We start from the raw sequence: 24,160 nt of genomic DNA on the forward strand, positions 1-24,160 counted from the left end.
TCAATCAGGAGACAAGCCATGGCTTCGCAATACAAGGTGCTCGTTGTCGGGGGCGGAATCGGCGGGATGACGCTCGCGCATGGGCTCGCGCGGGCCGGCATGGACGTGAGGGTCATCGAAAGCAGCCATCGCACGGATCAGCAGGGCACCGGCATTTCTCTGCTCGGCAATGCGTTGCGCGCGCTCGATCGCGTCGGGCTCGCGGATGCCTGCATGGCGGCTGGTTCCGGATGGGACACGGTCAGCGTGCGCGGCGATGCGGGTGATGTGGTGAACGAGCGCCGTCCGCCACGTACGTTCCGGCCGGATGCGCCGGGCGCGATCGGCATCATGCGGCCGAAACTCGCGGAGGTGCTCGAATCGCACGCGCTGGCCGGCGGCGCACGGATCGATTACCGGACGACGGTCGACGATTTCGAGCAGCATGCGGAGGGTGTGTCGTACCGTCTGTCGAATGGCGAGACCGGACATTGCGATCTGCTCGTCGCGGCCGACGGCACGTATTCGAAGACGCGTGCCAAGGCATTCGGCGCACAGCATCAGCCGAGTTATGCGGGGCAGGGCGCGTGGCGGCTGACAGTCGAGCGTCCGGCGGGCTTTGACGGGCTCGTGCTGTACAAGCACCGCGACGGCCGGATGGTGGGCGGCCTGCCGCTGTCGGATACGCTGTGCTACTACTTTTTCCTCGAAAACGCCCGCGAGCGCTCGCACATGCCGGACGAGCGGCTGAGCGAGATGTTCCGCGAGCGGCTTGAAGGCTTTACCGCTCCCGACCTGCTCGCCGCGGCGTCGCGCTGCGACGGCACGCGCTACATCAGCTACCGACCGTTCGATATCCTGATGATGCCGCAGCCGTGGTATCGCGGGCGCGTGGCATTGCTCGGCGATGCCGCACACTCCGTTACCCCGCAGCTCACTTCCGGCGGTGGAATGGCGATCGAGGACGCAGTGGTACTTGCGGAGGAACTGTTGACGAAAGCCGATGTGGACGCCGCGCTGTCCGCGTATTCCGCGCGCCGAGGCGAGCGCGTCAAACGCGTGTTCGACATCTCTCTGGCGATTTGCCAGGCCGAGCAGGATCCGAACGCCGATCCGCGGCGCGCCGTCGAGTTGCTGCTCGAAGGGTACGGCGTGCTGGCCGAGCCGTTCTGAGAAGCGAGCGGTCGGCCGCGGGCGCGCAGGCAAGCGCGACTGACCGTGCGGATCTCGCCGGAGCCGGGCGCACGTTCGCGCTCGTGTTCCGGCTTTTTCGTTTATCGGTTCGTTCGCCAGTCCGTTGATGTATTGCTGATCGCGATGCACTGCGGCGCACGCGACGGTGCGCGCCGGAGGGGGTGCCGGCGCACACCCGATGCACGACTCGATCAGAGGCCGCCGAGCGCGACGTACTTGATCTCGAGATACTCGTCGATCCCGTACTTCGAGCCTTCTCTACCGAGACCGGACAGCTTGACGCCGCCGAACGGCGCGACTTCGGTCGAGATGAGCCCCTCGTTGACGCCGACCATCCCGAAATCGAGGCCCTCCACCACGCGGAAGATCCGTCCGACGTCACGCGTATAGACGTAGGACGCGAGGCCGAACGGCGTATCGTTCGCGAGCGCGATCGCTTCGTCCTCGGTGTCGAACCGGAACAGCGGTGCGACTGGGCCGAACGTTTCCTCGCTGAAGATCAGCGCGTCGCGTGGCACGTCGGTCAACACGGTCGGCTCGAAGAATAAGCCGCCCATCGGATGGCGTCGCCCGCCGGTCGCGACTTGCGCACCCTTGGCCCGTGCGTCCGCAATATGCTGCTCGAGTTTCAGTACGGCCTCCTCGTTGATCAGCGGCCCGAGCGCGACGCCGGCGTCCATCCCGTTGCCCACCTTGAGGCGCGCCGATTCGTCGGCCAGTCGCCGCGCGAACGCATCGTAGATGCCGGACTGCACGAGCAGGCGGTTGGCCGCGACACATGCCTGGCCGGTATTCCGGTATTTCGCGAGGAGCGCGCCTTTGACGGCGGCGTCGATATCGGCGTCGTCGAACACGATGAACGGCGCGTTTCCGCCCAGCTCCATGCTCGTCTTCTTCACCGTCGGTGCGCATTGAGCGAGCAATTGCGAACCGACCTCGGTGGACCCCGTGAACGAGAGCTTGCGCACGGCCGGATGGCGCGTCAGTTCCGCGCCGATCGCGCGCGCGGACCCGGTGACGATGTTGCATACGCCGGCAGGCAACCCGGCGCGTTCGGCCAGCACGCCGAGCGCGAGCGACGACAGCGGCGTCTGGCTAGCGGGCTTGATCACGCCGGTGCAGCCCGCGGCCCACCCGGGCCCCGCCTTGCGCGTGAGCATTGCCGACGGGAAATTCCACGGCGTGATAGCGGCGAACACGCCGATCGGCGCTTTCTGCGCAAGCAGCCGGCGGCCGTCGACGTTGTGCGGAATGATGTCGCCGTAGGTGCGTTTCGCCTCTTCGGCGAACCATTCGATGAAGCCGGCCGCATAGTGGATTTCGCCACGCGCTTCGGCGAGCGGCTTGCCCTGTTCGGCGGTCATGATGACGGCCAGATCGTCGATATGCGCGAGCATCAGGTCGTATAGCGCCCGAAGGATGCGCGAGCGCTCTTTCGGCAGCACGCGGCGCCAGTCGCGCATCGCCCGTTCCGCGGCTTCGATCGCACGCGTCGTTTCCGCCGCGCCGGCCAGCGGCACGCGCCCGACCAGTTCGCCCGTAGCCGGGTTGCGCACGTCGAGCGTGGCAAGACTATCGGCTTGCACCCAGCGGCCGTCGATCAGCATGGCTTGCCGGAGCAGGTCAGGATCCTTGAGAGTGAGTTTGATGGGTTCGGTCATGATCGTTGTCTATTCGGGATGGCGGCCGATGAAGAACGCCTCGTCGGGATCGCGGGTCGGATTGAGGCCGGCGGCTTCGAGCCCCTTGCGAAGGACCACCATGTCGCGCTGGAACACGCGCTGTGTCGGGTGCGGCAGCGGGCCGCCGTTATAGCCCTGGAGCCAGCCCTGATACTTCCACATCATCCGGTTGAGCAGACCGTTGGCGGCCATCGGCAGGCTCGCGAACGCCTTGCGTGCCGGGTCCATCCGGTACCACAGCTGCGTCGCCTCGTCGTATTGACCGGCTCGGATCAGCTTGTGGATGCGCGGCAGCAGCGGCCCGTAGTACGCGGAATAGTTGGTGCCGCAGAACGGGATGTCCATCACCTGCGCGAGCGGCACGTACTCGTATTCGAGCGGTGACGAGATCACGACCTCGCGGTGGAATTCGCGATGCACTTCGATGGCCGACATGATGTACGGCAACCCGCCTTCCGCCTTGATCGCGACGACGTTCGGGATTTCGTCGACCATCCGGCGCAGCACGGGTAGCGGAATGTCGGCGGGGTGAAGGCGGCCGAAGCCCCATGCAGGCAACGGAAACACGATCACGCCGAGATCCGTCGCCGCGCAGATCGCCTGCGTGTAGTCGAACACTTCGTCGTACGACTTCGGATAGAAATACGGCGGATAGCCGAGCAGTACGACGTCCGCGCCTGCGTCTTCGGCGAGCTTCACCGCATCGATGTTGTCTTCCAGCGTGTTGAACACAGCGTGGTGGACGACCAGCAGCCGGCCGGCCGCCTGGTCGGCCATGATCTGGCAGAACTCGCCGTACTGCGCCTGCGTGATCGCGACTTCCGAGCACGACAGCGAACCGACGAAGCCGTGTTCGATCGCGAGCTCGACGTCGTGTCGAACCGCTTTCTCGTTGATGCGCCTGAAGTCCGACGTCATCGTCGGAATCGTCACGTTCGCGACTCCCAGAAGGTGTTCGCGCGCCCAGTCGCGGGCTTCATGCTTGTGGTAGCGGGCCATGTCGTTCTCCGGTTACATGGGTTTGGGTTCGAATGCGATCGGCAGCGGCACGGCCAGGCCGGCCTCACGCGCCAGGTCGAGCACGAGCCCGGCGACCACGATGTCCTGCAGGCCGCTGCCGACCGACTTGAACAACCGGTTTCGGGAGGCCTCGAGCCGCTCGGCGCACGCGCCGCTCATGACGTCGGCCAGGCTCACGGCGACGCGCTCGACGGCGATGCCGGCCGCGCGCGCGGCGATCATGTCGCCGGTGTCGTGCAGCACTTCGTCGGGCACGTCGCACACGATCAGGTCGCTGCGCTGGACGACCGATACGTCGATCTCGCGCTGCTGGGGGATCGTCGAGCCGATCGAGACGACCGTCGCGCCCGGCGTCAGCCAGTCGCCGAACAGGATCGGGCGCTCACCGTGCGAGCGGGCTGCGGCGAGCACGATATCCGCGCCGTCGACGGCGGCTTCCGGCGATGCGGCCGCGCGTGCGGGACTGCCGAGATCGCGGTGCAGATCGGCCGCGAACGCGTCGCGACGTGCATGAGTGGGGCTGAACACCGTGATGTCGGTCAACGGCCGTACGCTCGCGAATGCGCGTGCGTGCATCGATGCCTCGAGCCCGCTGCCCAGCACGGCCAGGCGCGCTGGGCCCGGGCGTGCGAGTCGATCCAGCGCCGCCGCCGAGGTGGCCGCAGTGCGAAACCCAGTCACGAGATTGCCGTCCACGAAGCCGGCGATGCGGCTCGTGTCGTGGTCGAAGAGCACGATCACGTAGTCGATGCCGGGCGCCTGCGCATGCCCGGCCATTCCCATCAGCTTCGCGCCGAAGTATTGGCTGCCGGGCGGCATCGCCGGTAACGCGCGCAGCCACGCGCCGTTGCCGCTGGCAATGGTGCGCGGCGGCACGGCCGACGCGGCGACCGGCTGACCGTATGTCGCTTGTAACGCGGCGACCGCATCTTTCCAGCGAAACACTGCACGTGCGGCATCGCTAGATATGAACACCGGAGGGGAAATCGGAAGTGTCATCAGTAGCTCCTGCTAAGGGGGAAGCGCTGCACGGTCATGGAACGGCCTGCCGGCGGCCGGACGGTCCGGCACCTCCAAGTTGATACGGCGGCTGTGTCGAGTGCAGCGCAGGGTGAATATTAAGTTGATATTGATGCGCATCAATATGTAAATTGATTTGTATCGGGTAAACGATAGCGACGGCGATTTAAGGGCCGAGACGCAAATTTCTTCGCCCGGCGGGAAGGAGTGGGGCCAAGTTTCCGGCGACTGCCATAGAACTGCTTTTGGCGAATCAATCCGTCATGACGGCCGGCAATGAGTGAATTGATTCGATATCAATCGGATTGATTCGATTCATCAAGTGCCGCTAAGATTGCGCATCAATGCGAACGGGAAGGTGGAATGCGGGTGGGAGTGATCGAAGACGACGTGGCCCGGCTGCGCGAATACGTGCATCGCGCATTTCAGCGCGGGGAAGAGCGTCTGCCGCCGGAGCCGAAGCTTTGCGACGTGCTCGGCGTGTCGCGCGGGCGCCTGCGTACGATGCTCAAGCATCTCGAGAACGAGGGGCTCATCTGGCGCCATGTCGGCAAAGGAACATTCGTCGGGCCGCGGCCGATGGCGGTCGACGACAAGCATGCGGCCACGTCGATCAGCGTTGACGACATCATCGCCGCGCGGCTGCTGCTCGAGCCGCAACTGGCGGGGCAGGCCGCGATTCACGCGACGGCGGCCGACATCGCGGCGCTCGATCGCTGCCTTGCCGACATGGCGGCGACCGATTCGTTTTCCCACTGGAAACGCCTCGACGAAACGCTTCACCGAACCATCGCCGAGGCCACCCACAATGCGCTGCTCGTGATGATGTACGACGTGTTGCGCTCGTGGGTGAAGGCGAGTCTCGACGCACGGATCGAGGAGGTGTACGGACATGCGCCGACGCCGAAGCAGACGACGGACAAGGCGCACATCGCGATCGTCGAGAGTATCCGCTCGCACAATCCAGGCAAGGCGGAAGACGCAATGCGCGAGCATCTGCGCGCGGTGAGGACACATTTGTTCGGCCTGCGCTGACCTGCGGGCCGGCGACGACGCGCGCCACGCCCGCCGTTTGCGGTGGGGTTCCTCAGCCGAGGCCGCTATCGCTGCAGATCGCTAACCTATCGCGCCGATAATTAAGATACGATGTGTCTTATAATTCGCGCTGCCATGTGCATACCGCGCCCCTGTCCGGCATTCTTTGTCGTCATGCCGCAGTGCGGGCATGCTATCTGTCATTCGCCGTCAATCAGTTTCCTTCATGAAGACACAAGCCCAGTCTCCCGTCACCGTACCTGCTCCACGAGGCGTAGGCCGCCCGCGCAGCGAGGAAACGCGCACGCAGATTCTCGCGGCCACGGTGCGTTTGCTCGAAACGCGCACCGTGCAGGCCATCTCGATCGAAGCCATTGCGAAGGAAGCGGGAGTCGGCAAGGCGACTATCTATCGCTGGTGGGATTCGAAAGCGCTGGTCGTGATTGATGCGTTCATCGAGCACCACGTGGTGAAAACGCCGATGCCGCGTGATCTGCCGCCCGGCAAGGCGATTGCGATGCATCTTCTGTCGCTGATACACGAGTATGCGGGATGGTCGGGGCGGATCGTCGCGCAGATCATCGCCGAAGGCCAGGCCGATCCCGCCGTGCTGCGCGAGTTCCGCGAGCGCTTTCACTATGGGCGGCGCGCGCTCGTGCGGGAAATGCTGGAGGAATGGCGCAACGACGCGCGCATTCCGACGCCACCGAACATCGAGACGCTCGGCGAACTTCTGTATGCGCCGGTGTATATGCGGTTGTTGGTCGGCACCGGTACGCTGGACGACCATTTCGCGCGGGAACATCTCGGCTACGTGTTCGGTCTGCTCGGCGTCGAACCACCGGACGTCGCCGAACTGAGCGCCCAACTCAAGCGCGGTGCCGTATCGAAAAAAGCCGCCGCGCGTTGAGGCGGGCAACACTCAATTGCAGTTCGTCCCGATCGCGCGGGCCCGGCCGCCAAATGCGGGCCGGGACGGCATCATCCGAGCGATACGCGTCCTTCCTGCGCTGCATGCACGGATTCAGTCGGCCCGCGCCGCGCGAGCGTGAGGATCAGGACGGTCGTGGTCGCGATGGCAGATACAAGCGCCAGCCAGGCGACCGCCGCAAAGAGCCCGCCTGTCAGCTTCGACACGACCTCCACGACGAGCGGGCTCAGAAAGTTGCCGAAGAAGAACGCCCCCATGTAACCGCCCGTCGCGCGGCCGCTCTGCTCGAACGGTACACGTGCCAGCGTCCAGGTTCCGAGCAGCGGCAGCGCCATGCCGCCACCCGCGGCCGCGAGAAATGCACCCGCGATCGTGGCGCTCACGCCGCTGAACGAAGCGATCACGACGAAGCCCACCGTGAACAGGCCGAATGCGGCGACCAGGAGCCGGTTGATCGCGACACGTGCGAACCGGTGAAAGACGAACGAGCCGACCGGAATGCCTGCGTTGGCGATCGCGCCGCCCAGGCCGAGAATCGCTGGTTCGGTCACGCCGCGCGCATTGAGCAGAAAGCTGATCTGTACCGGCACGACGAAAAACAGGACCGACGCGAACAGGATCAGCGCGCAGAGCGGGCCGATCTCGCGCCACGGGAACGGCAACGCGTGTGCGGGACGTTGCGTTGTCGTTGCTTGCTCCGGTTCCCAGATCAGCCATGCGATCAGCGGGAGAAACGCGAACGCGCAACCGTAGACGAGGAACGGCGTCCGCCATCCGGTTGCGAGGCTGCCGAGCGCCCCGCCGACCGAGAACATCACGGCCGCGACAACTGACGCCGATGCGTGCTGCATGGTCAGCCATTTTTGTCGCCGCACGCCGCTGAAGTAGTTGGCGACGAGTGCGGTAGCGATGGTAACGATCGCCGCTTCCGCGAGCCCGATCACGGCGCGCGATGCGACGATCGCATGCAGGTCCTTCAGCCAGAACGGCAGCACGCCGGCGATGCCGTAGATCGCGACGGCCGCGAGGTACAGCGGTTTTCGGCCGAACAGATCGACCAGCGAGCCGACGAGCGGGCTGAACAGCGCAATCATCAGCGCGGGAATCACGAGCGCGATCACAGTGAGCAGCTCCGCCTGCGGTACCTGCGCATAGTCGTGGCGCATCAGCGGAAGAACCGGTGCGATCAGCACGGCGCCGGTCGATGCGAGCCAGCAGCTCGCCATCAGCAACCATCCGTGTACGTTGCCGGCGACGCGCGGCGCGTGTCCTTCGGGAAGTGCGTTTGCCATGATGTCTCCAATATTGTGGTGTGCGATGCGCCGTGAACGATCGACGCGCATCGGCACGGGCGGCGCGCTACGGCGTCGTGCCCGTGCGATGCGCGCGCAGCTAGAACCCGACCTGATCGGCGCCCTTCAGGTCCAGCATTGCTCTCGCTTCGTCGGGCGTGGCGATTTCGATGCCGAGTTCGTCGAGAATTCGGCGAATTTTCCGGACCTGATCTGCATTGCTGCGGGCGAGTTGTCCTCGCCCGATGTACAGGCTGTCTTCGAGTCCGACCCGCACGTTGCCACCCATCAGGCTCGACATCGTCGCGAGCGGCATCTGGTGCTTCCCGGCAGCCAACACCGACCAGTGGTAGTCGTTGCCGAACAGCCGGTCCGCTGTGCGCTTCTGGTGCAGCAGATCCTCCACGTGCGCGCCCATCGCGCCACGCAGACCGAACACCGACTGGATGAAGAGCGGCGGTTTGACCAGGCCTCTTTCCAGGAAGTGGTGCAGCGTATACAGGTGCCCCACGTCGTAGCATTCGAACTCGAAGCGCGTGCCGCCGGCGCGGCCGACGTGCTCGAGAATCCATTCGATGTCCTCGAAGGTGTTCCGGAACACGAGGCCGCGCGTGGCCTGGAGAAACGGTACTTCCCAGTCGTGGCGCCACGCGCGGTCGCGTTCGGCCATCTCGGACAGCACCAGATTGATCGACCCCATGTTGAGCGAGCACATTTCCGGCTTGAGCGCTTCTCCCGCAGCCGCGCGTTCGGCGATCACCATGTTCGGGCCGCCGCCGCCCGTCGAGATGTTGATCACCGCGTCCGTCGACGACTTGATTGCGGACACGAAGCGCCGGAACAGCGCGGGATCGCCGGACGGACGCCCCGTTTCGGGGTCGCGGGCGTGCAGGTGAATGATCGCTGCGCCCGCTTCGGCGGCGGCGATCGATTCGGCCGCGATCTGCTCGGGCGTCACCGGAAGGAATTCGGACATGGACGGCGTATGCGCGCCGCCGGTCACTGCACAGGTAATGATCGCCTTGCTCACAGCGGCTCTCCTTCGACGAGATCGAGCAGCACGAACGCCATGCGGCACGGCTTGCCCGAGCGGTTCGCCCAGCTGTGGTTCGTCGCTCGCTGTACGAGCACGTCGCCCGCGCGCATCAGCGTCTCGCCTTCGTCGAGCAGCGCCCAGATCTCGCCGTCGAGGACGATCGCGTAGTCGAGCGATTCGGTCTTGTGGAACCAGAAATGCCGCGCACCGCGCGTGTCGCGCACACCGCTCGCGTCGAGAAACTGGGCGAGCTGCGTTTCGTCGTACGTTTCGTCCGGCGGAAAATCGACGATACGCAGCAGCGAGCCGCCTTTCGAATGGAAACCGAATGCGTGTCCGGCCGGCGCTGGCTCGTCGCCCGCCGCCCGCGCGTCGCCGGTCGCCCAGACGACATGCGCGAGCGGCAACCCCTTGCGCGTGGTCCGGTTCGGCGTAGGTCCGTCGGACACGATGCAGGACTTGCCGTCGGCGCGCGTACCCGTGACGATGCGCCGGACCGGCCGATAGTCGTCGACGTCCGCCTGTCGCGCGTGGTCAGCCATCAATGTTGCCTCCATGTTTCTCTCCATTAACGAGTCGAATCGTATCGTATCGTTAATGAGCGTCGACGGTGTGTCAATAGGGGAAAGGCGCGTAAATTCTGGCTTGAGATCTTCTTGACAAAACGAAACGATACGTTTTGTAATAGACGCCATCGATAGACAACTAGAGTGAAATTCATGGAGACAACACCCGTGCGCGTGATGTGGTTCGTGCCACCGTTGCTCGCCCTCGTAGCGGGCAGCGAGCCGGGCGCGATCCGCGTCGACGCGCGTCGCAACCGCTCATCCGACGAGCAATTCGATGCGCTCGTGTCCGGTGACGTCGACGCGGTCGTCACGTCGATGGACAACGTGATCGGCTGGAACCGCCGCGCCGGGCCGCGCGATTTTCGCGTGGTGGCCCAGATCGAGAGGACGACGCCGTTGAGCGTCGTCGGGCAGCCATCGCGAGCCACGCTGGGCGATCTGCGCGACACCGACATCCTCGTCGACGCTGTCGACAACGGATTCGTCGTGGCGCTGCGCATGCTGCTGCGCGACGCAGGATTGGCGGACGATGCGTACCGGCTCGTCCCGTGCGGCGGTGTGAAGGAGCGGTTCGACGCGTTGGTGGCCGGACAGGGTGCGGCGACGTTGCTGGGGCCGCCGTTCGATGCGCTGGCAGTTCGGTCTGGCCTGACTCCCCTCGCCAGCGTTCAGGAGGCCTATCCCGAATTTCCCGGGCAGGGCGTCGTGATGCGCGCCGGTTGCACGGCTCGTGCCCGCGTTGTCGCCTGGCTTGCCAATCTCGAGCGAGCACGTCTGATCGTTGCCGGAGATGCCGAACGCGCCACGCGCGCGGTGCTTGCGGGCGGCCTGCCGCTGGCAGCCGCTGACGCGATGCTGGCCACCGCGCCCGAGTCGTTGCGTCCAGATCGCGCGGGTGTTGCATTGCTGGTCGAGCATCGACGCGCACTGGGGCTCGCGGGCGGTGAGGACGACCATGCGGCGGTCGTCGATGATTCGTTAATCGAGGGTTGGGTGGGAGAAGATCAGTGAAGCGATATGCATTGGGTACGTTTTCCGCGGGCGATGGCGCCCGCTTCGCCGGGCTCGTCGTCGACGATCGCGTCGCGCCGCTGGCGCAGGCCGCCGCGTCGGTCGGCGATCGTTCGTTTAATGATTCGACGACCGTGCTGTCGCTGCTCGATGCGTGGGATGACAACCAGCCGAAGCTCGCGCGCATCGTCGACGCGATGTCGGTAGACGGCGTGCGCTGGTATGCGTTGCGCGAGCTACATACGCATCCAGCGATCGACCTGCCGCGCCAAATCTTCTGCACCGGTGCCAATTACCGCAAGCATGTGGTCGACCTCACCGTCGATGCAAAGGTCGGGCCAGAAGGGCTGAACGATGCGGAGTTGCGCCGCTGGGCCGAGAACATGATGGACGAACGGGTGGCGAACGGCGAGCCGTACGTCTTTACGAAGCCAGTGTCCGCGGTGTCCGGCGCGTTCGATCCGCTGGTGCTGCCGCCGACCACGACGAAGCCGGACTGGGAGCTCGAGCTGGCCGTGGTGATCGGGCGCGGCGGGTACATGATCGACCGCGAGCATGCGCTTGACCACGTGGCGGGCTACACGATCGTCAACGATATCTCCGCGCGCGATCTGATTCCGCGCACCGACTACAAGATGCTCGGCACCGACTGGCTCCGTTCGAAAGGGCAGCCCGGTTTCCTGCCGCTGGGTCCGTATCTCGTGCCGAAGCAGTTCGTGTCCGATCCCCACCGGTTGTCGATGCGGCTGACCGTATCGGGCCAGACGATGCAGGACGAGACCACTGCGGACATGCTGTTCGGCATCGAACGGCAGATCGAGTACATCTCCCGCTATGCGCGGCTGTTGCCCGGCGACATCATCTGCACCGGCTCGCCGGCGGGCAACGGCACGCACTATGGTCGCTTTCTGCGGGACGGCGATGTGATGGAGGGCGAGATCGAGGGGCTGGGGCGTCAACGCCAGGTTTGCATTGCACATCATCATGAGTGATCCGCTGCCGAACACGGAGTTCCGCGACCACGCTGGGATTCCCGACAACCCTGATCGCGCATTGCTTCATGCGCTTCTGTCGACGCAGGCCCGGAACATCAAGCTCGACATGAATCCGGCGCTGACGTCGCTCGGTGCCACATTACTGGCGGGGAGCGCGGGGGTACTGTCCATTGGTTTCACGGCGCCTGAGCACTCGGTGCAGGGCAACGGCGTCGTGGCGGGGGGCACCCTCGCGTCGATGCTCGATTTCGCGATGGCGCTTGCACTGCTGTCGGAATTGCCGCACGGGCGCACGTGCGCGACGATCAGCCTGACGGTCAACATGCTCGAACCCGGACACGTCGGTGAGTTCGTGGCCAACGCGCGCGTCAAGCGGCGTGGCGGGCGCGTGGCGTTCGCGGGAGGCGAGCTGTACGACGCGACGAGGACACGCTGCATTGCTACGGCGACGGCTCCGTTCGCGGTGTTCGATGTGCGTCGCTGATCGCGCGACGGGTGCGGCGTGGCCGTACCCGTAGTGGTAGCTTAGTCGCTGGGCTGTGCGGATCGGGCAACGACCGGGGTATGGAACGATGCAGGCAACAGGATCTTGCTTTCCCGGTGCTGGATCATCGGCAAGATCTTGGTGATCTGCTCTATAAATCCCGGACACGAATGAGTGTTAGTGTTTCGGCGGCAATTTCCCCAGTAGGAACGGCAGGTTGACGATGAAGCGCACGCAATATTCGGTGGAGCAGATCTTGGCCGCGCTCAAGCAGGCTGAGCTGGGCGTGTCAGTGGCGGATCTGGTTCGGCAACTGGGAATATCCGAGCAGACGTATTACCGATGGAAGAAGCAGTACGCGGGGCTGGAGTCAAACCAGGTCCGCGAACTGAAGCAGTTCCAGGACGAGAACGAACGACTCAAGATGCTGGTTGCGGAACTCAGTCTGGACAAGGCCATCCTGCAGGATATCGCCACAAAAAAGTGGCCGCGCCCGCGCTGAAGAGACAGGCCGTGAGCTACATCATGGGTCACTACGGTCTACCGACGCAGCGGGTGTGCCGGTTGGTCAGGCAGGCTCGCAGCACCCACTACTATCGCAGCGTCAAGGATCCGCAAACGGCGCTGCGTCAACGCATGCGTGAGATTGCGCAGACCCGTGTTCGATACGGTTATCGACGCGTGCACGCCTGACAGCGCTTGGTGCAATAGGTCGTCATCCAATTGTGTCCAGAAACCCGGAGGTTGTTGTTCGCCGTACCTACATGAACACCTTGCTGACGGGTTGAAAGCACGTTGATTGCGACGGAGTGCGAAAGCTCCTCACTCGAACGTGACGAACTGAGCAGACGACCACGCCTTGCTGTCGTTGCGCTGCCGCCCGAAGAAATAGACGGGGCGGAATCCGAACGAGGCATTTTCCGCCGCGACTTCGATGCTGCCCGCGAGATCGACGGGAAGCGGCTTGTCGGTCAGCCGTTCGACCGCGACGAATAGCTCCGTGCCGCCGAGTTCGTGTGTCGCCGCACCCTGCGCGAGCAGGTCCGCGCCGCTGATTTCGAAGCGGAACGTCGGTGCGTGCACGAATGGATTGCGCTGCAGCGGATCGCCGACCTTCGCGAAGCTGTCGATCGTGCCTTCGACCACGATCGTCGCGTCGGCGAGATTGCCGATGTCGAGCTCGATACTGTCCGCATCACCATAGGTGTCGCTGCGGAACTCGACGTCGGTCGCGCCGGTACGCCATGCCGACTCCTCGACATGCTCGAAGCCGTTCGATCCGAAGCGGTGGATCGTGCCGTTGACGACGCGGATCCGGCCGCGCCACGCGGCCCAGCGATAGCGGTCCCGGATGCGGGCGCCGCCCCAGCGCACGCGGATCAGGCGATCCGCGTAGCCGAGTTCCGCATGCAGGTTGCGTTCCCACACCAGTCCTTCGTGATCGTACGCGGCCACGTATTCCCAGCCGGACTGGCCGAGCAGCCGGTAGTCGAACCGCGCCGGCCCGCGATGCGCGAACGCATCGCCTTGCCAGTGATCGCCGCAACGCACGAGCAGCGCACTGTGCTCGCCGGTGGTCGCCCAGGTGCGACGCGCGCGCAGCGCCTCGCCGACGTGCTTGCGATCGAGCACGTCGGCGAGCACACCCGTCAGCCCGCCGTGCACACCGAACACCTGCACGCCGGGCGCGCCGCCACCCGGTCGGCCGCGATGTTCATCGCCGCTGGCCGCGACGCCGAGCCGGTAGCCGCGTGCGATCACGTCCTGGTACAGCCAGCCGAAGTGCCCCCACGACGACGCGATCTCGACGAGCCGTTCGAGTTCGGGATGGTGCCAGTCGGGGATGTAGCGGCGGCCGCCCACGTGCGGCATCACCAGATGCTGCGCGGCATCGTCCGCATACGCATCCCACAGTTCCTCGACGGGCCAGCGGCCGAGCTCGACCGCATGGCCTTTCATGTCCTCGTTCCAGACCAGCGTACGGTTGTGTTCGCCGCGCGCGTTGTACGGAAAATCCGGTCGCGCGTCGCCGAGGAACACCACGTTATGGTCGCCGCCCGCGGTCGAGCTGCCGCACCATTCCTGCACCGGATACACGACGAAGCGGCCCGGCTCGTTGAAGCGCTCGACCGCGTCGACGCCGAGCTGCCAGTTCTCGTCGGTGATCTGGAAATCGTTCGCGGTATAGCCGAGCACGTCGATGCCGCCGATGTCGCGTGCGTAGCGTGCGTTGTACTCGGGGCTGTTGGTGCCGACCGTGTCGTGCGCATGCACATGGAGATCCGCATACAGCGCGCGCGGTACCGGCAACGATGCGTCGACCGTCAGCCACGCTTCGGCTGCGCGCACGTCCGGCCGCGCGGGCACGTCGGCCTCGATGCGCAGCGTGCCGGCGTCGACCGGCAGGTCGTCGACCGGGCAGCTCGCGAATCCCGCCTCGGGCAGCGCGTGTTCGCGCCGGTAGACGGCTTCGCCTTGCGCGTCATATGCAACGACGCGCGCGGTGCCGCCGACGTCGCGGCACGCATTGCCCCAGCGGTCCTGCAGCGACAGCCGGAATGGCGCACGGGTGCCCGGCCGCACGAAGCGCGGGCCGTTCAGCAGCACGTCGGACGGCGCGCCCGCGCGGATGTCGATCGAGACGTCGCCGGGCACCGCGACGAAACGCGACGTGCCCAACGGATCGACGTAGAGCCGGAACCGGAAGTTGTCCTCGGCGAAGGTCTGCACGCGCGTGCCGGGGCCGCGACGGCGATCGCCGAGACGGATCACGATCCGGTCGCCGGCGTTCACGTAGCCGTCGACGACGTCGACGATCACCGCCTTCTGGAACGGCCGCTCGTGCCCCTTCTGGTCGAAGCGCACGTTCAGCGCCTGCACGGTGGCCGGGCTCTGGCCCGGCACGAGCGGTGCCGCATGGTATTCGGCGCTGATGTAGTTCGCGGCGCCCGGGTCGCTCGTCTGGAACAGCGCCCAGTCGGAATAGAACTTGAAGGTGGCCTTCAGCCAGCCGCCGTCGGCGATGCCGGACGAGCCGACCTCGTAGTCGAGCACGATCTCGCTCCACTCGCCGGCTTCGAGGCGCGTGACGTTGCAATGCACGCGTCCGGCGAACGGCAGGCGCTTGTGGCGTTCGTACAGGCCTGCGGGTGCAACGTGCGGGCCCAGGCGGTCGCGCAGCGCGGCAGCGCGGGCAGCGACGGAATCGGGGAAGTTCTTGGATTCATTCATGAGGAATGCAAAATTATGTCGTTGGAAAGCGGCGTGCTTCAATGCGCGAACGGCCAGGGCGCGCTCGCGTCCCAGACGGGGATGCCCATGTACGCATACCACGGCGCGATCACGCAGAGGCCATAGACGATCGCGATCAGCACCGATACCGCGCCGACCTTCGCGTAGTCGGCCGTCGAGAACGCGCCGCTGCTGTACGCGATGACGCCGGCGGTGATCTGCGTGGGCAGCAGATAAGCGAAGCTGTCGGTGTCGCTGACGAGCATCGTGAACGCGACCGGATGCAGCCCGAGGCGCGGCGCCAGCGCGAGCGCGATCGGCGCGATCATCGTGACGGCCGCGACGTTCGACAGCATGCCGATGCGGATCACGTGCGTGCCGAGCATCACGATGGCGATCGCGAGCCACCAGCCGTGACCGCGCGCGGCGACGTAGATGTGATCGGCGGCCCAGTTCGCGAGCCCGGACGCACTGATCGCCGACGACAGCGACAGCGCACCGGCCAGCAGGAACAGCGTGCCCCAGATCGTCCGCTGCTCGACCTCGGCCCAGCCGAAGCGCAGCACGCCGGGTGCGAACAACAGCGCCAGCGCGATCAGCGCGACGATTTCCGACGGCAGGTGATGGAGCGGCTCGGTCGCCCATAACACGGCGACGGCCGCGAACAGCGCGAGCACGGCCCAGTCGTTGCGTGCGGCGGGCGGTTGCGTACGGCGCATCGCCGCGATCGCGCCGGGGCCGCCGGGAAGCGCGACGGCGCGCGAGCGGAAATGGAACTGCACCCAGGCCTGCGTGATCGCGAACATCCCGAGATACGGCCACTGCAGTTTCAGCCACGTCAGATAGGAGATCCGGATGCCGAGCTGCTTCTCGAGCAGGCCGGATACGACCATGTTCGGCAGATGCGCGGTGAGGATGCACATGCCGCTGATCATCGCGCCGTACACGAGCGTCTGGATCACGATCGCCTTGCGCGCGGCGCGTTCGCGCGGCGATTCGCCGAACAGCCGGACGATGCCGTTCGTGACCGGCAGCAGCGTGGCCGCGCGTGCGTTCGCGGCCGGCACGACGAGCGCCATCACGCAGTTCACCGCGAACATCGCCCAGATCACGCCGTTGGCCGTGCGCACCTTCAGGCGATCGAGCAGCAGCAGGGCGATGCGCCGGTCGAGCCCGCTCGCCTGCATGATCGCGGAGAACAGGAACGCGGCGAGGCACAGGAACACGACGGGCGCGGCGAAGCCGCTGGCCGCCTTCGGAAACGACGGGCTCGCATGCGACAGCACGAGCAGCATCGGCAGCAGGATGCCGCTCACGCCGACGGGAATCGCCTCGGTGATCCAGACGATCGCGACCCACGCGACGACCGCGAGCGTCGCCCGGCCCTCGGCGGAAAGATGCGCGGGCGCGGGCAACCACCAGGCGATCGCGAAGAACGCCAGCCACGCGGCGGCAAAGCCGATCGCGGCACGCCGCTGCGCGCCGCGCGATCGTCCCGCCGCGTGCGGATCGATGCGCGGCGCCGTGGCCGCTTCGGCCCGTGTCGGCCGGCTGCCCTGCACGCCATCGAGCGGCGGCGTGCCGATTGCGTTTTCAGTCACTGGTATGCTCCCCGGGGCATCGGGACCCCGAATCGCGGCCCCGACAGTCTGTCGAGATGTGATAATACGTATTAATACAAGTTGAGCATTCCAATTGCTTTTCATATCGATATCGGGAAACGCGCATAGCGCGAACCCAGCACGACGAGGAAGGATCGATGACGCTGGTGCGTGACGACACGACATCGCTTTACGAGCAGCTTGCGACGACGCTGCGCGACGAGATCGAGCGCGGTGTGTACGAGCCGACCGGCAAGCTGCCGTCCGAGGCGCAGTTGAGCGAGCGTTTTCAGGTGAGCCGCGTGACCGTCAGGCTCGCGCTCGATCGGCTGAGCGACGCGCGCATCGTCGAGCGCAAGCAGGGCAAAGGGACGTTCGCCGCGAAGCAGCGGCTGCGGCATCGACTCGATGTGCTGCGCGGGCTGCACGATTCGATCGCCGCGCAGGGCGCGCGGGCGCGGATGGAATTGCTGCGCATGGAAACGTGCGACGTGCCGCCGGGCTTGCGGCACGCATTTGCCGCCGACGTCACGCGCTGCATCTATCTCGAACGCCTGCACTGGGTCGACGACGAACCCGTCGCGCTCGCGCAGACCTGCCTGCTGCCCGACGCCGGAGCCGTCACGTTCGAGCAGGCCGAGCGCATGTCGACCTACGAGGTGCTGGAGAGCCTGCTCGGCTGGCGCATCACGGATGCCGACATGTCGGTGACGGCCATGGCCGCGCCGGACGATGTCGCGGCCCGGCTCAAGGCCGACAAACACGCGCCGCTGCTCGTGCTGCGGCGCACGTCGCGGCTGGCGGACGGCCGCACGTGTGAATCCACGGTGTTTCATATTCGGCCCGAGCGCTTCGATCTGGTGGTCCGAAGCGGTGTCGAGGCACGCTTTGTCGGTTGAAGCGTGCCGTCGGTCACGGCTTGCGACGCTGCTCCGGCGCGCAGTCGATCGAACCGGACAAGGCGCCCATGCGGCTTTCATAAATTACCTTTCGATCTAGATTTCAAATTTTTTATTCTTTCTGGGAATTTCACGCTTCTGTCATATTTCTGTGCACCGAATTCATCGGACCAGAAAAATGTCGAAGACCAGCATCATCGCGACGCTCGGAACGGTGTCGAATCCCGCTGAAAGGCTTCTTGCATCGCATCGTTCGGGCATGACCGTCGCGCGCCACCTGCTGTTCGGCGCGATCCGGCTCGGGACGCTGGCGCTGCCGCGTCCAGCGGCGCCCGGCGTCCGGGGCGCCGTGATGGCGCCGGTCGCGGTGGCGATCGACTGCGCGGTCGGCAACGTGCCGTTCACGCGAGCCCGTGCGCCGCTGGATGAACGCGCAATGACCGCGTTCGTCGGCGTCCATGGTGCGCGCGTGCATGCGAAGACGCCGGTCTTCGCGTGACGGGAGCGCAGCCGATGCAGAATGTACTGGGCGCGCTGGTGCCGATCTTCGTGCTGATCCTGGCGGGATTCGTGCTGCGGCAGCGTCGCCTGCTGCCGGACGAATTCTGGCTGCCGTGCGAAACGCTGAACTACTACTACATGTTTCCCGCGCTGATGTTCAGCCAGGTCGCGAAAGCCAATCTGACGCAGTTTCCGGTGCGGCCGATCGCGGTCGCGATCCTCGGCGCGGTGGGCGCGAGCGCGGCGCTGCTGTATGCGTGGCGAGCGTGGAGCCGGCAGCCGGGGGCCGTGTTCTCGTCGGTGATCCAGGGGGCGTTACGGCCGAATACGTATGTGGGTGTTGCCGCGGCCGCGGCGTTGTACGGAAGCGTCGGACTGACGCTCACGTCGATCAGCATCGCGGTCGCGATACCGCTGCTGAACGTCGCGTCGATCATTATCCTGATGCACCACGGTCGTGGCGGTGCGCCGTCGGCATGGCAGATCGGCGGCGCGCTGCTGAGGAATCCGGTCATCATGTCGGTCGTCCTCGGCGCCGCGTTCAATCTCGGCGGGCTCGGTTTGCCGGCGGTGATATCGAGCGTGCTGTCGATTCTCGGCGCCGCGTCGCTGCCGCTCGGGTTGCTCGCGGTGGGGGCGGGCCTCGACGTGAAGGCCGCGAAGGCGGCGCGTGGCCCCGTGTTCCAGTCGTCGGTGATCAAGTTGCTGCTCGTGCCGGTGCTGACTTTCTGGATCGGTTTCAGCCTGGGCATCCGGGGCCCGGCACTCACGACGATCGTGCTGTTCAATTCACTGCCGTGCACACCGTCCGCCTACATCATGGCGAAGCTGCTCGGCGGCGATCACCGGTTGTCGGCCGGCATCATTACGGTACAGACGGCGCTTGCGACCGTCACGATGCCGTTGGTGCTGCTCGTGTTCCACGGTTGAACTGAATTTGCGCGAAGCGGTGTGGTGAAATGCAAAAGGCCCCTCGCTTACAACTCAACAGGCTTGTATCTGGCACCGAAATGCATGTCCGCAGAGTTTCTCGTTCCTGGGAGTCAAAAAAACCAAGAATTGGTTGGCCGGGGCGGCTGACAAGGGGGCGCGCAGCACCCTATCGGCCGACAGCATAATCAGCACACTTTTCAAATCGTCGGAGGCGAGGAGCGCTAAGCCGGCGTCGAGGGCCGACTTGGGCGCGCGGGATAGGGTTGGGGACGATTCTGAAGGAGGCTCGATCGGTACGACAGCCAGAAAAATCCAATTCCGACAAATCCTTGTCGGTCCATATAAATAATTAAGGTTTATCTTGCGAAATTGAGGTTAGATAGCTGATGCCGATCGATGCGGGGCCACGGGCGAGTTGTTGGCCCACTTCGTCAAGGCATTGAAGCAAGAGATCGCGTGACGCCGAGGGCGGCTGGCCCGACAACCAGAGCATACCGACCGGTCGAACGAGGCGTGACAATTGCAATGGCAGGATTGCGATCTCATTGTTCTGCTCAAGGCGCCGCGCAAGCGTCATTGGCAGGGTTGCGATCGTCTCAGTCTCCCGCACGAATTCCAGCACGACATTCAACGACAGCGTCTCCACATGATCTACGGGCGGTTCCAACCCGTGAGCACTGAAAGCGACAATCAGAGGTTGTCGTAGAAGGGAGTCACGCGGTGGCAGGATCCATGGAAAGCCGCTCACGTCCTTCCACTGAACACGGTCCCGTACTGCAAGCGGGTGGCCTCGACGTACCACCACGGCCGTGGCGTCGTTGAACAGTTGCTTCTCTTCGAGATCCGGGCCGGATCGACGAGCCGGCAGGGTACCGACAATCACATCGAGATTTCCAACGCGCATCTCAGTCAGTAGCACGTCCATGGTGGATTCTCGCACGAAGACCGTCGCGTCGGGCGCATGCTGCTTCATTCTGATCAGAGCCTGCGGCAAGAGCCACGCCGCAGATGCTGGCAGCGTGCCAATGCGCAGCCGGCGTGCAGTGCCGGTCGCTGCCGCATGTAGCTCGTCGCCAGCTTCCGCGAGATCCTGGAGCAGCCGACGTGCATGCCGGATGAGCACGCTCCCATACTCGGTCGGCTTCAGGCCACGCCCGGTGCGTTCGAACAACGTTACACCAAACCCGCTTTGCAAGTCGGTCAGTGACTTTGACAACGCAGGCTGCGTGACGTTGAGCAAGACGGCCACCTTGCTGAGGTTCCGGTAGTCATCCAGTGCGACGAGAAGCTGCAAATGCCGGAACTTCAAGTTAACCCTGATATACCAGTCGAGGCGTGCCATGGATAGGTGCGATATGAGAATTTGGTTATATCAGGATCGCACAAAGTCACTGGTCTACCAAGTGTTGCCGGCGCAATATTCCGACATCGCTCATCGCACTATTCCAATCATGACAGCCAGAGACATCCTGTACGTTCGCTACGCGCTTCCCGATCTGGTGGCGGCCGAGCGATTCATGACTGATTTCGGATTGAGTACAGTCCAGCGCACGGATGAGGTCTTGCGCATGCGCGCCGCAGCGGCTGCTCCGTTTGTCTACGAAGCGGTGAGGGGCGCCGAGGGCCGATTCCTGGGGGTCGGATTTTGCGTGCCAGAACAGAAGGATCTCGTGCGACTCGCGAGCTTTGCCGATGCCGGTCCGATCGAAGCGCTACCGTCGCCGTTTCGTGGCGAGTACGTGCGGCTGACGATGCCGGATGGCTTCCAGATGGATGCGGTGTGGAGCGAGGAGGTCTACGTGGCAGCTCCGGTTCGCGCACCGAATCGATTCAATGCCGGGCATGCCAAGGAGCGTACCAATGCCAGCATTCGACAGCGACGTGAGCCCGCGCCGGCGCTTAGGCTGGGCCACGTGACTCTGCATGTGACCGACCATGCCGCATCGGTCGCATGGTTGCGCGAGCGCTTCGGACTGGTGCCGTCCGACTACTTCGGGCCAGAGCCGGGTCGCATTGAGGATGTTGTCGGCACGTTCCTGCGTGTCGATCGCGGCGCCGACTTTGTTGATCATCATTGTTTGCTGGTTCTTCAATCGCGAAATGCGGGGATACACCACAGTTCGTTTGAATTGCAGGATCTCGATCACGTAATGTCGGCACACGATTATCTGTCGTTACGCGGCTATCGCCTCGACTGCGGAGTAGGTCGACACATGCTCGGCAGTCAAATTTACGACTATTGGCGAGACGTACATGGCTTCCGTGTAGAGCACTACACGGATGGCGACGTCGTCAACCGGGACCACGTGCCGTCGGTTTTCTGCGGTGGAGCGGACGAAACGACGCAGTGGGGCATGGCTCCAGGAGCGGAATTTTTCGAATAATCGTCAGGATCGGAAGCATGGAAATTCAGAGAATAGTTAGTAGTGCAGTTAGTGAGGCGCCGTCAGGTTTGTGGTCGAACTGCTTGAAAGTCGGCGACTTGGTTTTCCTTTCCGGATTGACCGCGCGTGGGGAAGGCAATCGTGTGATTGGCGACGACGAGTACGTACAGGCGCGCGCGATATTCGAGCGCATCGAACATCTGCTCGCCGCTGCTGGCGGCAATCCGGCCGACATCGTCAAGCTGAACCTGTACTTGACTCGCATCGAGCAACGCGAACAAGTGTGGACGGCACGTCGTGAATTTTTTGAGCGCACCGCGCCGGAACGTTGCTTTCCCACGGCCACACTGGTTGAAGTAAGTGCGCTGCAGCCTGACGTGTTGGTCGAGATCGAGGCCGTGGCATGCTTGAATGCCGGCGGTCGACCGAAGGAGCAAGTGTAATGGACTACTTGAATTCCCCGAGAGTGACCAGCGTACCCGTAGTTGGATCAGACCTTCGCTTTGCCGTCAATCGTGTGTACTGCATCGGCAGAAATTACGCGGATCACGCGATCGAAATGGGCGTGGATCCGCGTACCGATCCTCCGTTCTTCTTCTGCAAGCCTGCTGACACAGTGATCGCAGCCGAGCGTGATGACGAAGTGCTGGAGATTCCATATCCGCCAGCCACCCGCAATCTTCATCACGAGGTGGAACTTGTGGTTGCCATCGGCCAGGGTGGACGGGATATTCCGCGCGATCGGGCGGTGGAGCATGTGTTTGGATACGCGGTCGGTATAGACATGACTCGTCGCGATCTGCAACAGGCCATGCGCCAGGCTGGCAAACCGTGGGAGATCGGCAAGACGTTTGAGCGTTGCGCGCCGATCAGTGCATTGCGTTCCATTGAACATACCGGTGCGATCGAACACGGTGAGATCGAGTTGTGGGTTGATGGTGCATCGCGACAGCACAGCGACGTGTCCAAATTGATCTGGCAAGTATCCGATATCGTTGCGGACCTATCGGCCCTGTTCACGCTTTATCCCGGTGATCTGATATTTACTGGTACCCCGGAAGGAGTCGGGGCTGTCGAGCCTGGGCACCTTATGGTTGCTAGTGTGGCGCGTGTCGGCATGCTCAGGGTTCGTGTTGCGGCGGGGCTGTGAGAAGCCGAGCCAGTCAGGGAAAACGATTATGAAGCAACCCAATACTGTGCCGCTGTCGGCCGCAACTCGCGAACTCCTCGAGAAGAGCGCACCGTCGACGATCGCCAACGTGCTTTTGATGCGCCATGGCTTGCGCAACACGGTTCTGCTCGGGCTGTCGCCGGTACGACCGGGAATGCCGCGCATGGTCGGTCCGGCCTACACGTTGCGGTTCATTCCGGCACGCGAGGATATCGACACGATGGAGAACTATCAACGGGACGACAATATGCATCGGCGAGCCATTGAGGAATGTCCAAGCGGTGCCGTGCTGGTCATCGATGCAGGGGGTAGCACTCGCGCCGCATCCGCCGGAGACATCATGGTCGCCCGGCTCGCGCAGCGGGGCGTTCGCGGCATTGTTACCGATGGAGGCTTCCGCGACACGCCGTCGATTGCACGGATCGAATTGCCCGCGTTTCAGCTCGGGAATGCACCGCCAGCCACGCCTTTGGCACTGCATCCTCAGGCACTTGACGAACCAATTGGTTGTGCCGGGGTAGCGATTTATCCGGGCGACATCCTGGTGGGCGACGACGAAGGTGTCGTTGCGATTCCTTCGGCATTGGCAGACGAAGTCGCAGAGGCTGCACACGCGCAGTCGCAGTACGAACAGTTCGTCGAAACTCAGATCCCGCGCGGCCGTTCAATCTTCGGTCTGTTTCCGAGCACTGCGGAAAGCCGCGTGGAATACGAGCGCTGGGTCGCTGCCGGTCGCCCGGATTACGCTGCATGAGGAGACCAAACATCATGGAAAAAAAAGAATTGCCTGCGACGCTCGAAGTTCTGTTGCGGACCACTGAGCTGGATCCAGCGGGTTGGCTAGACTTCCCTGAGTACGGCTTTCGACAGTACTTCCTGTGGAAAAACCCGGACACGGGTGCCAGCATCGCCTTACTTGAATATGAGAAGGGCGGCCGCATTCCAGTCAAGCATTCTCACGCATCGAATCAGTTCATGTATTGCCTGGAGGGTGAATACGAGTACACGGACTCGCAGCTCCGTTTGACGCCCGGCGCGTTCTACATGAACCCGAAGGATCATCCGCACGGGCCAACCATCGCGCACGAGCGTAGCGTGCTGATCGAGATCTACGATGGCCCCCACTACTACGAGAAGCCCGTCTTTCATACCGACGAAACCATCGGCGAATTTCTCAGTAAGGATCATTGAT

23 protein-coding genes and 1 pseudogene are annotated in these 24,160 nt (G+C 64.2%); 15 read left to right on the top strand and 9 right to left on the bottom strand.

Features of this window, described 5'->3' with window-relative positions; all coding sequences use genetic code 11:
• The first annotated feature begins 18 nt into the window (after positions 1 to 18).
• Positions 19 to 1,152: an FAD-dependent monooxygenase gene (locus U4Y91_RS03210; protein ID WP_044845513.1), complete on the top strand. Its 1,134-nt coding sequence runs from the start codon at positions 19 to 21 to the stop codon at positions 1,150 to 1,152.
• Positions 1,153 to 1,364: 212 nt separating this feature from the next.
• On the opposite strand, the gene U4Y91_RS03215 is transcribed toward U4Y91_RS03210, so the two are convergent.
• The 3 genes from U4Y91_RS03215 to U4Y91_RS03225 are packed head-to-tail and all read right to left on the bottom strand — an operon-like array spanning position 1,365 to position 4,874.
• Complete coding sequence (locus U4Y91_RS03215; protein WP_044845514.1) at positions 1,365 to 2,834, bottom strand: NAD-dependent succinate-semialdehyde dehydrogenase; 1,470 nt, start codon at positions 2,832 to 2,834, stop codon at positions 1,365 to 1,367.
• Positions 2,835 to 2,843: 9 nt separating this feature from the next.
• A complete protein-coding gene (locus U4Y91_RS03220) occupies positions 2,844 to 3,854 on the bottom strand; it encodes a dihydrodipicolinate synthase family protein (protein WP_044845515.1) in 1,011 nt (336 codons plus the stop codon).
• Between the two features lie 12 nt (positions 3,855 to 3,866).
• Complete coding sequence (locus tag U4Y91_RS03225) at positions 3,867 to 4,874, bottom strand: ornithine cyclodeaminase family protein (RefSeq protein ID WP_044845516.1); 1,008 nt, start codon at positions 4,872 to 4,874, stop codon at positions 3,867 to 3,869.
• Between the two features lie 384 nt (positions 4,875 to 5,258).
• Here U4Y91_RS03225 and U4Y91_RS03230 point away from each other — a divergent pair, with 384 nt between their 5' ends.
• Complete coding sequence (locus tag U4Y91_RS03230; RefSeq protein ID WP_321803264.1) at positions 5,259 to 5,930, top strand: FadR/GntR family transcriptional regulator; 672 nt, start codon at positions 5,259 to 5,261, stop codon at positions 5,928 to 5,930.
• A 226-nt stretch (positions 5,931 to 6,156) separates the two neighbouring features.
• Complete coding sequence (locus tag U4Y91_RS03235) at positions 6,157 to 6,840, top strand: TetR/AcrR family transcriptional regulator (protein WP_044845518.1); 684 nt, start codon at positions 6,157 to 6,159, stop codon at positions 6,838 to 6,840.
• A gap of 71 nt (positions 6,841 to 6,911) precedes the next feature.
• Here the strand turns inward: U4Y91_RS03235 and U4Y91_RS03240 are convergent, their stop codons facing one another.
• The 3 genes from U4Y91_RS03240 to U4Y91_RS03250 all read right to left on the bottom strand — a co-directional run bounded on the left by U4Y91_RS03240 (position 6,912) and on the right by U4Y91_RS03250 (position 9,746).
• Complete coding sequence (locus tag U4Y91_RS03240) at positions 6,912 to 8,153, bottom strand: MFS transporter (RefSeq protein WP_044845519.1); 1,242 nt, start codon at positions 8,151 to 8,153, stop codon at positions 6,912 to 6,914.
• Positions 8,154 to 8,253: 100 nt separating this feature from the next.
• The gene (locus U4Y91_RS03245) at positions 8,254 to 9,183 is read right to left on the bottom strand and encodes a 3-keto-5-aminohexanoate cleavage protein (RefSeq protein ID WP_044845520.1); all 930 of its coding nucleotides are present in this window, start codon (positions 9,181 to 9,183) and stop codon (positions 8,254 to 8,256) included.
• Positions 9,180 to 9,746 carry a cupin domain-containing protein gene (locus U4Y91_RS03250; RefSeq protein WP_321803267.1) on the bottom strand — a complete coding sequence of 189 codons (567 nt, stop codon included), beginning with the start codon at positions 9,744 to 9,746 and terminating at the stop codon, positions 9,180 to 9,182. Before U4Y91_RS03250 ends, U4Y91_RS03245 begins: the two co-directional genes overlap by 4 nt.
• Before the next feature lie 162 nt (positions 9,747 to 9,908).
• On the opposite strand from U4Y91_RS03250, the gene U4Y91_RS03255 reads away from it, so the two are divergent.
• The 4 genes and pseudogenes from U4Y91_RS03255 to U4Y91_RS03270 form a co-directional block, all read left to right on the top strand.
• On the top strand, positions 9,909 to 10,769 hold the full coding sequence (locus U4Y91_RS03255; RefSeq protein WP_044845522.1) for an ABC transporter substrate-binding protein: 861 nt from the start codon (positions 9,909 to 9,911) through the stop codon (positions 10,767 to 10,769).
• 134 nt (positions 10,770 to 10,903) lie between these two features.
• The gene (locus U4Y91_RS03260; protein ID WP_235879208.1) at positions 10,904 to 11,761 is read left to right on the top strand and encodes a fumarylacetoacetate hydrolase family protein; all 858 of its coding nucleotides are present in this window, start codon (positions 10,904 to 10,906) and stop codon (positions 11,759 to 11,761) included.
• On the top strand, positions 11,754 to 12,248 hold the full coding sequence (locus tag U4Y91_RS03265; RefSeq protein ID WP_052664668.1) for a PaaI family thioesterase: 495 nt from the start codon (positions 11,754 to 11,756) through the stop codon (positions 12,246 to 12,248). The genes U4Y91_RS03260 and U4Y91_RS03265 overlap by 8 nt, the downstream gene beginning before the upstream one ends.
• A gap of 223 nt (positions 12,249 to 12,471) precedes the next feature.
• Positions 12,472 to 12,935 (top strand): annotated as a pseudogene (locus tag U4Y91_RS03270) (transposase); the annotation flags it as partial.
• A gap of 135 nt (positions 12,936 to 13,070) precedes the next feature.
• Here U4Y91_RS03270 and U4Y91_RS03275 read toward each other — a convergent pair.
• Together U4Y91_RS03275 and U4Y91_RS03280 are read right to left on the bottom strand one after the other, a co-directional pair.
• The gene (locus tag U4Y91_RS03275; RefSeq protein WP_321803270.1) at positions 13,071 to 15,479 is read right to left on the bottom strand and encodes a hypothetical protein; all 2,409 of its coding nucleotides are present in this window, start codon (positions 15,477 to 15,479) and stop codon (positions 13,071 to 13,073) included.
• Between the two features lie 38 nt (positions 15,480 to 15,517).
• Positions 15,518 to 17,080, bottom strand: a complete 1,563-nt coding sequence (locus tag U4Y91_RS03280; protein WP_321803272.1) for a DASS family sodium-coupled anion symporter — start codon at positions 17,078 to 17,080, stop codon at positions 15,518 to 15,520.
• 158 nt (positions 17,081 to 17,238) lie between these two features.
• On the opposite strand from U4Y91_RS03280, the gene U4Y91_RS03285 reads away from it, so the two are divergent.
• The 3 genes from U4Y91_RS03285 to U4Y91_RS03295 all read left to right on the top strand — a co-directional run bounded on the left by U4Y91_RS03285 (position 17,239) and on the right by U4Y91_RS03295 (position 19,410).
• Positions 17,239 to 17,979, top strand: a complete 741-nt coding sequence (locus U4Y91_RS03285; RefSeq protein WP_044845526.1) for a GntR family transcriptional regulator — start codon at positions 17,239 to 17,241, stop codon at positions 17,977 to 17,979.
• 178 nt (positions 17,980 to 18,157) lie between these two features.
• Complete coding sequence (locus tag U4Y91_RS03290; protein WP_321803274.1) at positions 18,158 to 18,478, top strand: hypothetical protein; 321 nt, start codon at positions 18,158 to 18,160, stop codon at positions 18,476 to 18,478.
• Positions 18,479 to 18,492: 14 nt separating this feature from the next.
• Complete coding sequence (locus tag U4Y91_RS03295) at positions 18,493 to 19,410, top strand: AEC family transporter (RefSeq protein ID WP_044845527.1); 918 nt, start codon at positions 18,493 to 18,495, stop codon at positions 19,408 to 19,410.
• A 352-nt stretch (positions 19,411 to 19,762) separates the two neighbouring features.
• On the opposite strand, the gene U4Y91_RS03300 is transcribed toward U4Y91_RS03295, so the two are convergent.
• A complete protein-coding gene (locus tag U4Y91_RS03300; protein WP_044845528.1) occupies positions 19,763 to 20,755 on the bottom strand; it encodes a LysR substrate-binding domain-containing protein in 993 nt (330 codons plus the stop codon).
• Positions 20,756 to 20,768: 13 nt separating this feature from the next.
• Here U4Y91_RS03300 and U4Y91_RS03305 point away from each other — a divergent pair, with 13 nt between their 5' ends.
• From U4Y91_RS03305 to U4Y91_RS03325, 5 genes are read left to right on the top strand one after another with little or no spacing between them, the layout of a single operon-like run.
• Positions 20,769 to 21,797, top strand: a complete 1,029-nt coding sequence (locus U4Y91_RS03305; RefSeq protein ID WP_207671162.1) for a VOC family protein — start codon at positions 20,769 to 20,771, stop codon at positions 21,795 to 21,797.
• Between the two features lie 17 nt (positions 21,798 to 21,814).
• The gene (locus tag U4Y91_RS03310; protein WP_044845529.1) at positions 21,815 to 22,240 is read left to right on the top strand and encodes a RidA family protein; all 426 of its coding nucleotides are present in this window, start codon (positions 21,815 to 21,817) and stop codon (positions 22,238 to 22,240) included.
• The gene (locus U4Y91_RS03315) at positions 22,240 to 22,947 is read left to right on the top strand and encodes a fumarylacetoacetate hydrolase family protein (protein WP_321803278.1); all 708 of its coding nucleotides are present in this window, start codon (positions 22,240 to 22,242) and stop codon (positions 22,945 to 22,947) included. The genes U4Y91_RS03310 and U4Y91_RS03315 overlap by 1 nt, the downstream gene beginning before the upstream one ends.
• 28 nt (positions 22,948 to 22,975) lie before the next feature.
• Positions 22,976 to 23,722 carry a ribonuclease activity regulator RraA gene (locus U4Y91_RS03320; protein ID WP_044845531.1) on the top strand — a complete coding sequence of 249 codons (747 nt, stop codon included), beginning with the start codon at positions 22,976 to 22,978 and terminating at the stop codon, positions 23,720 to 23,722.
• Positions 23,723 to 23,736: 14 nt separating this feature from the next.
• Positions 23,737 to 24,159 carry a cupin domain-containing protein gene (locus tag U4Y91_RS03325; protein WP_044845532.1) on the top strand — a complete coding sequence of 141 codons (423 nt, stop codon included), beginning with the start codon at positions 23,737 to 23,739 and terminating at the stop codon, positions 24,157 to 24,159.
• Position 24,160: the final 1 nt, after the last annotated feature.

The sequence above is a fragment of the Burkholderia sp. BCC1993 genome (genome assembly GCF_905339865.1).
Lineage (GTDB): Bacteria > Pseudomonadota > Gammaproteobacteria > Burkholderiales > Burkholderiaceae > Burkholderia.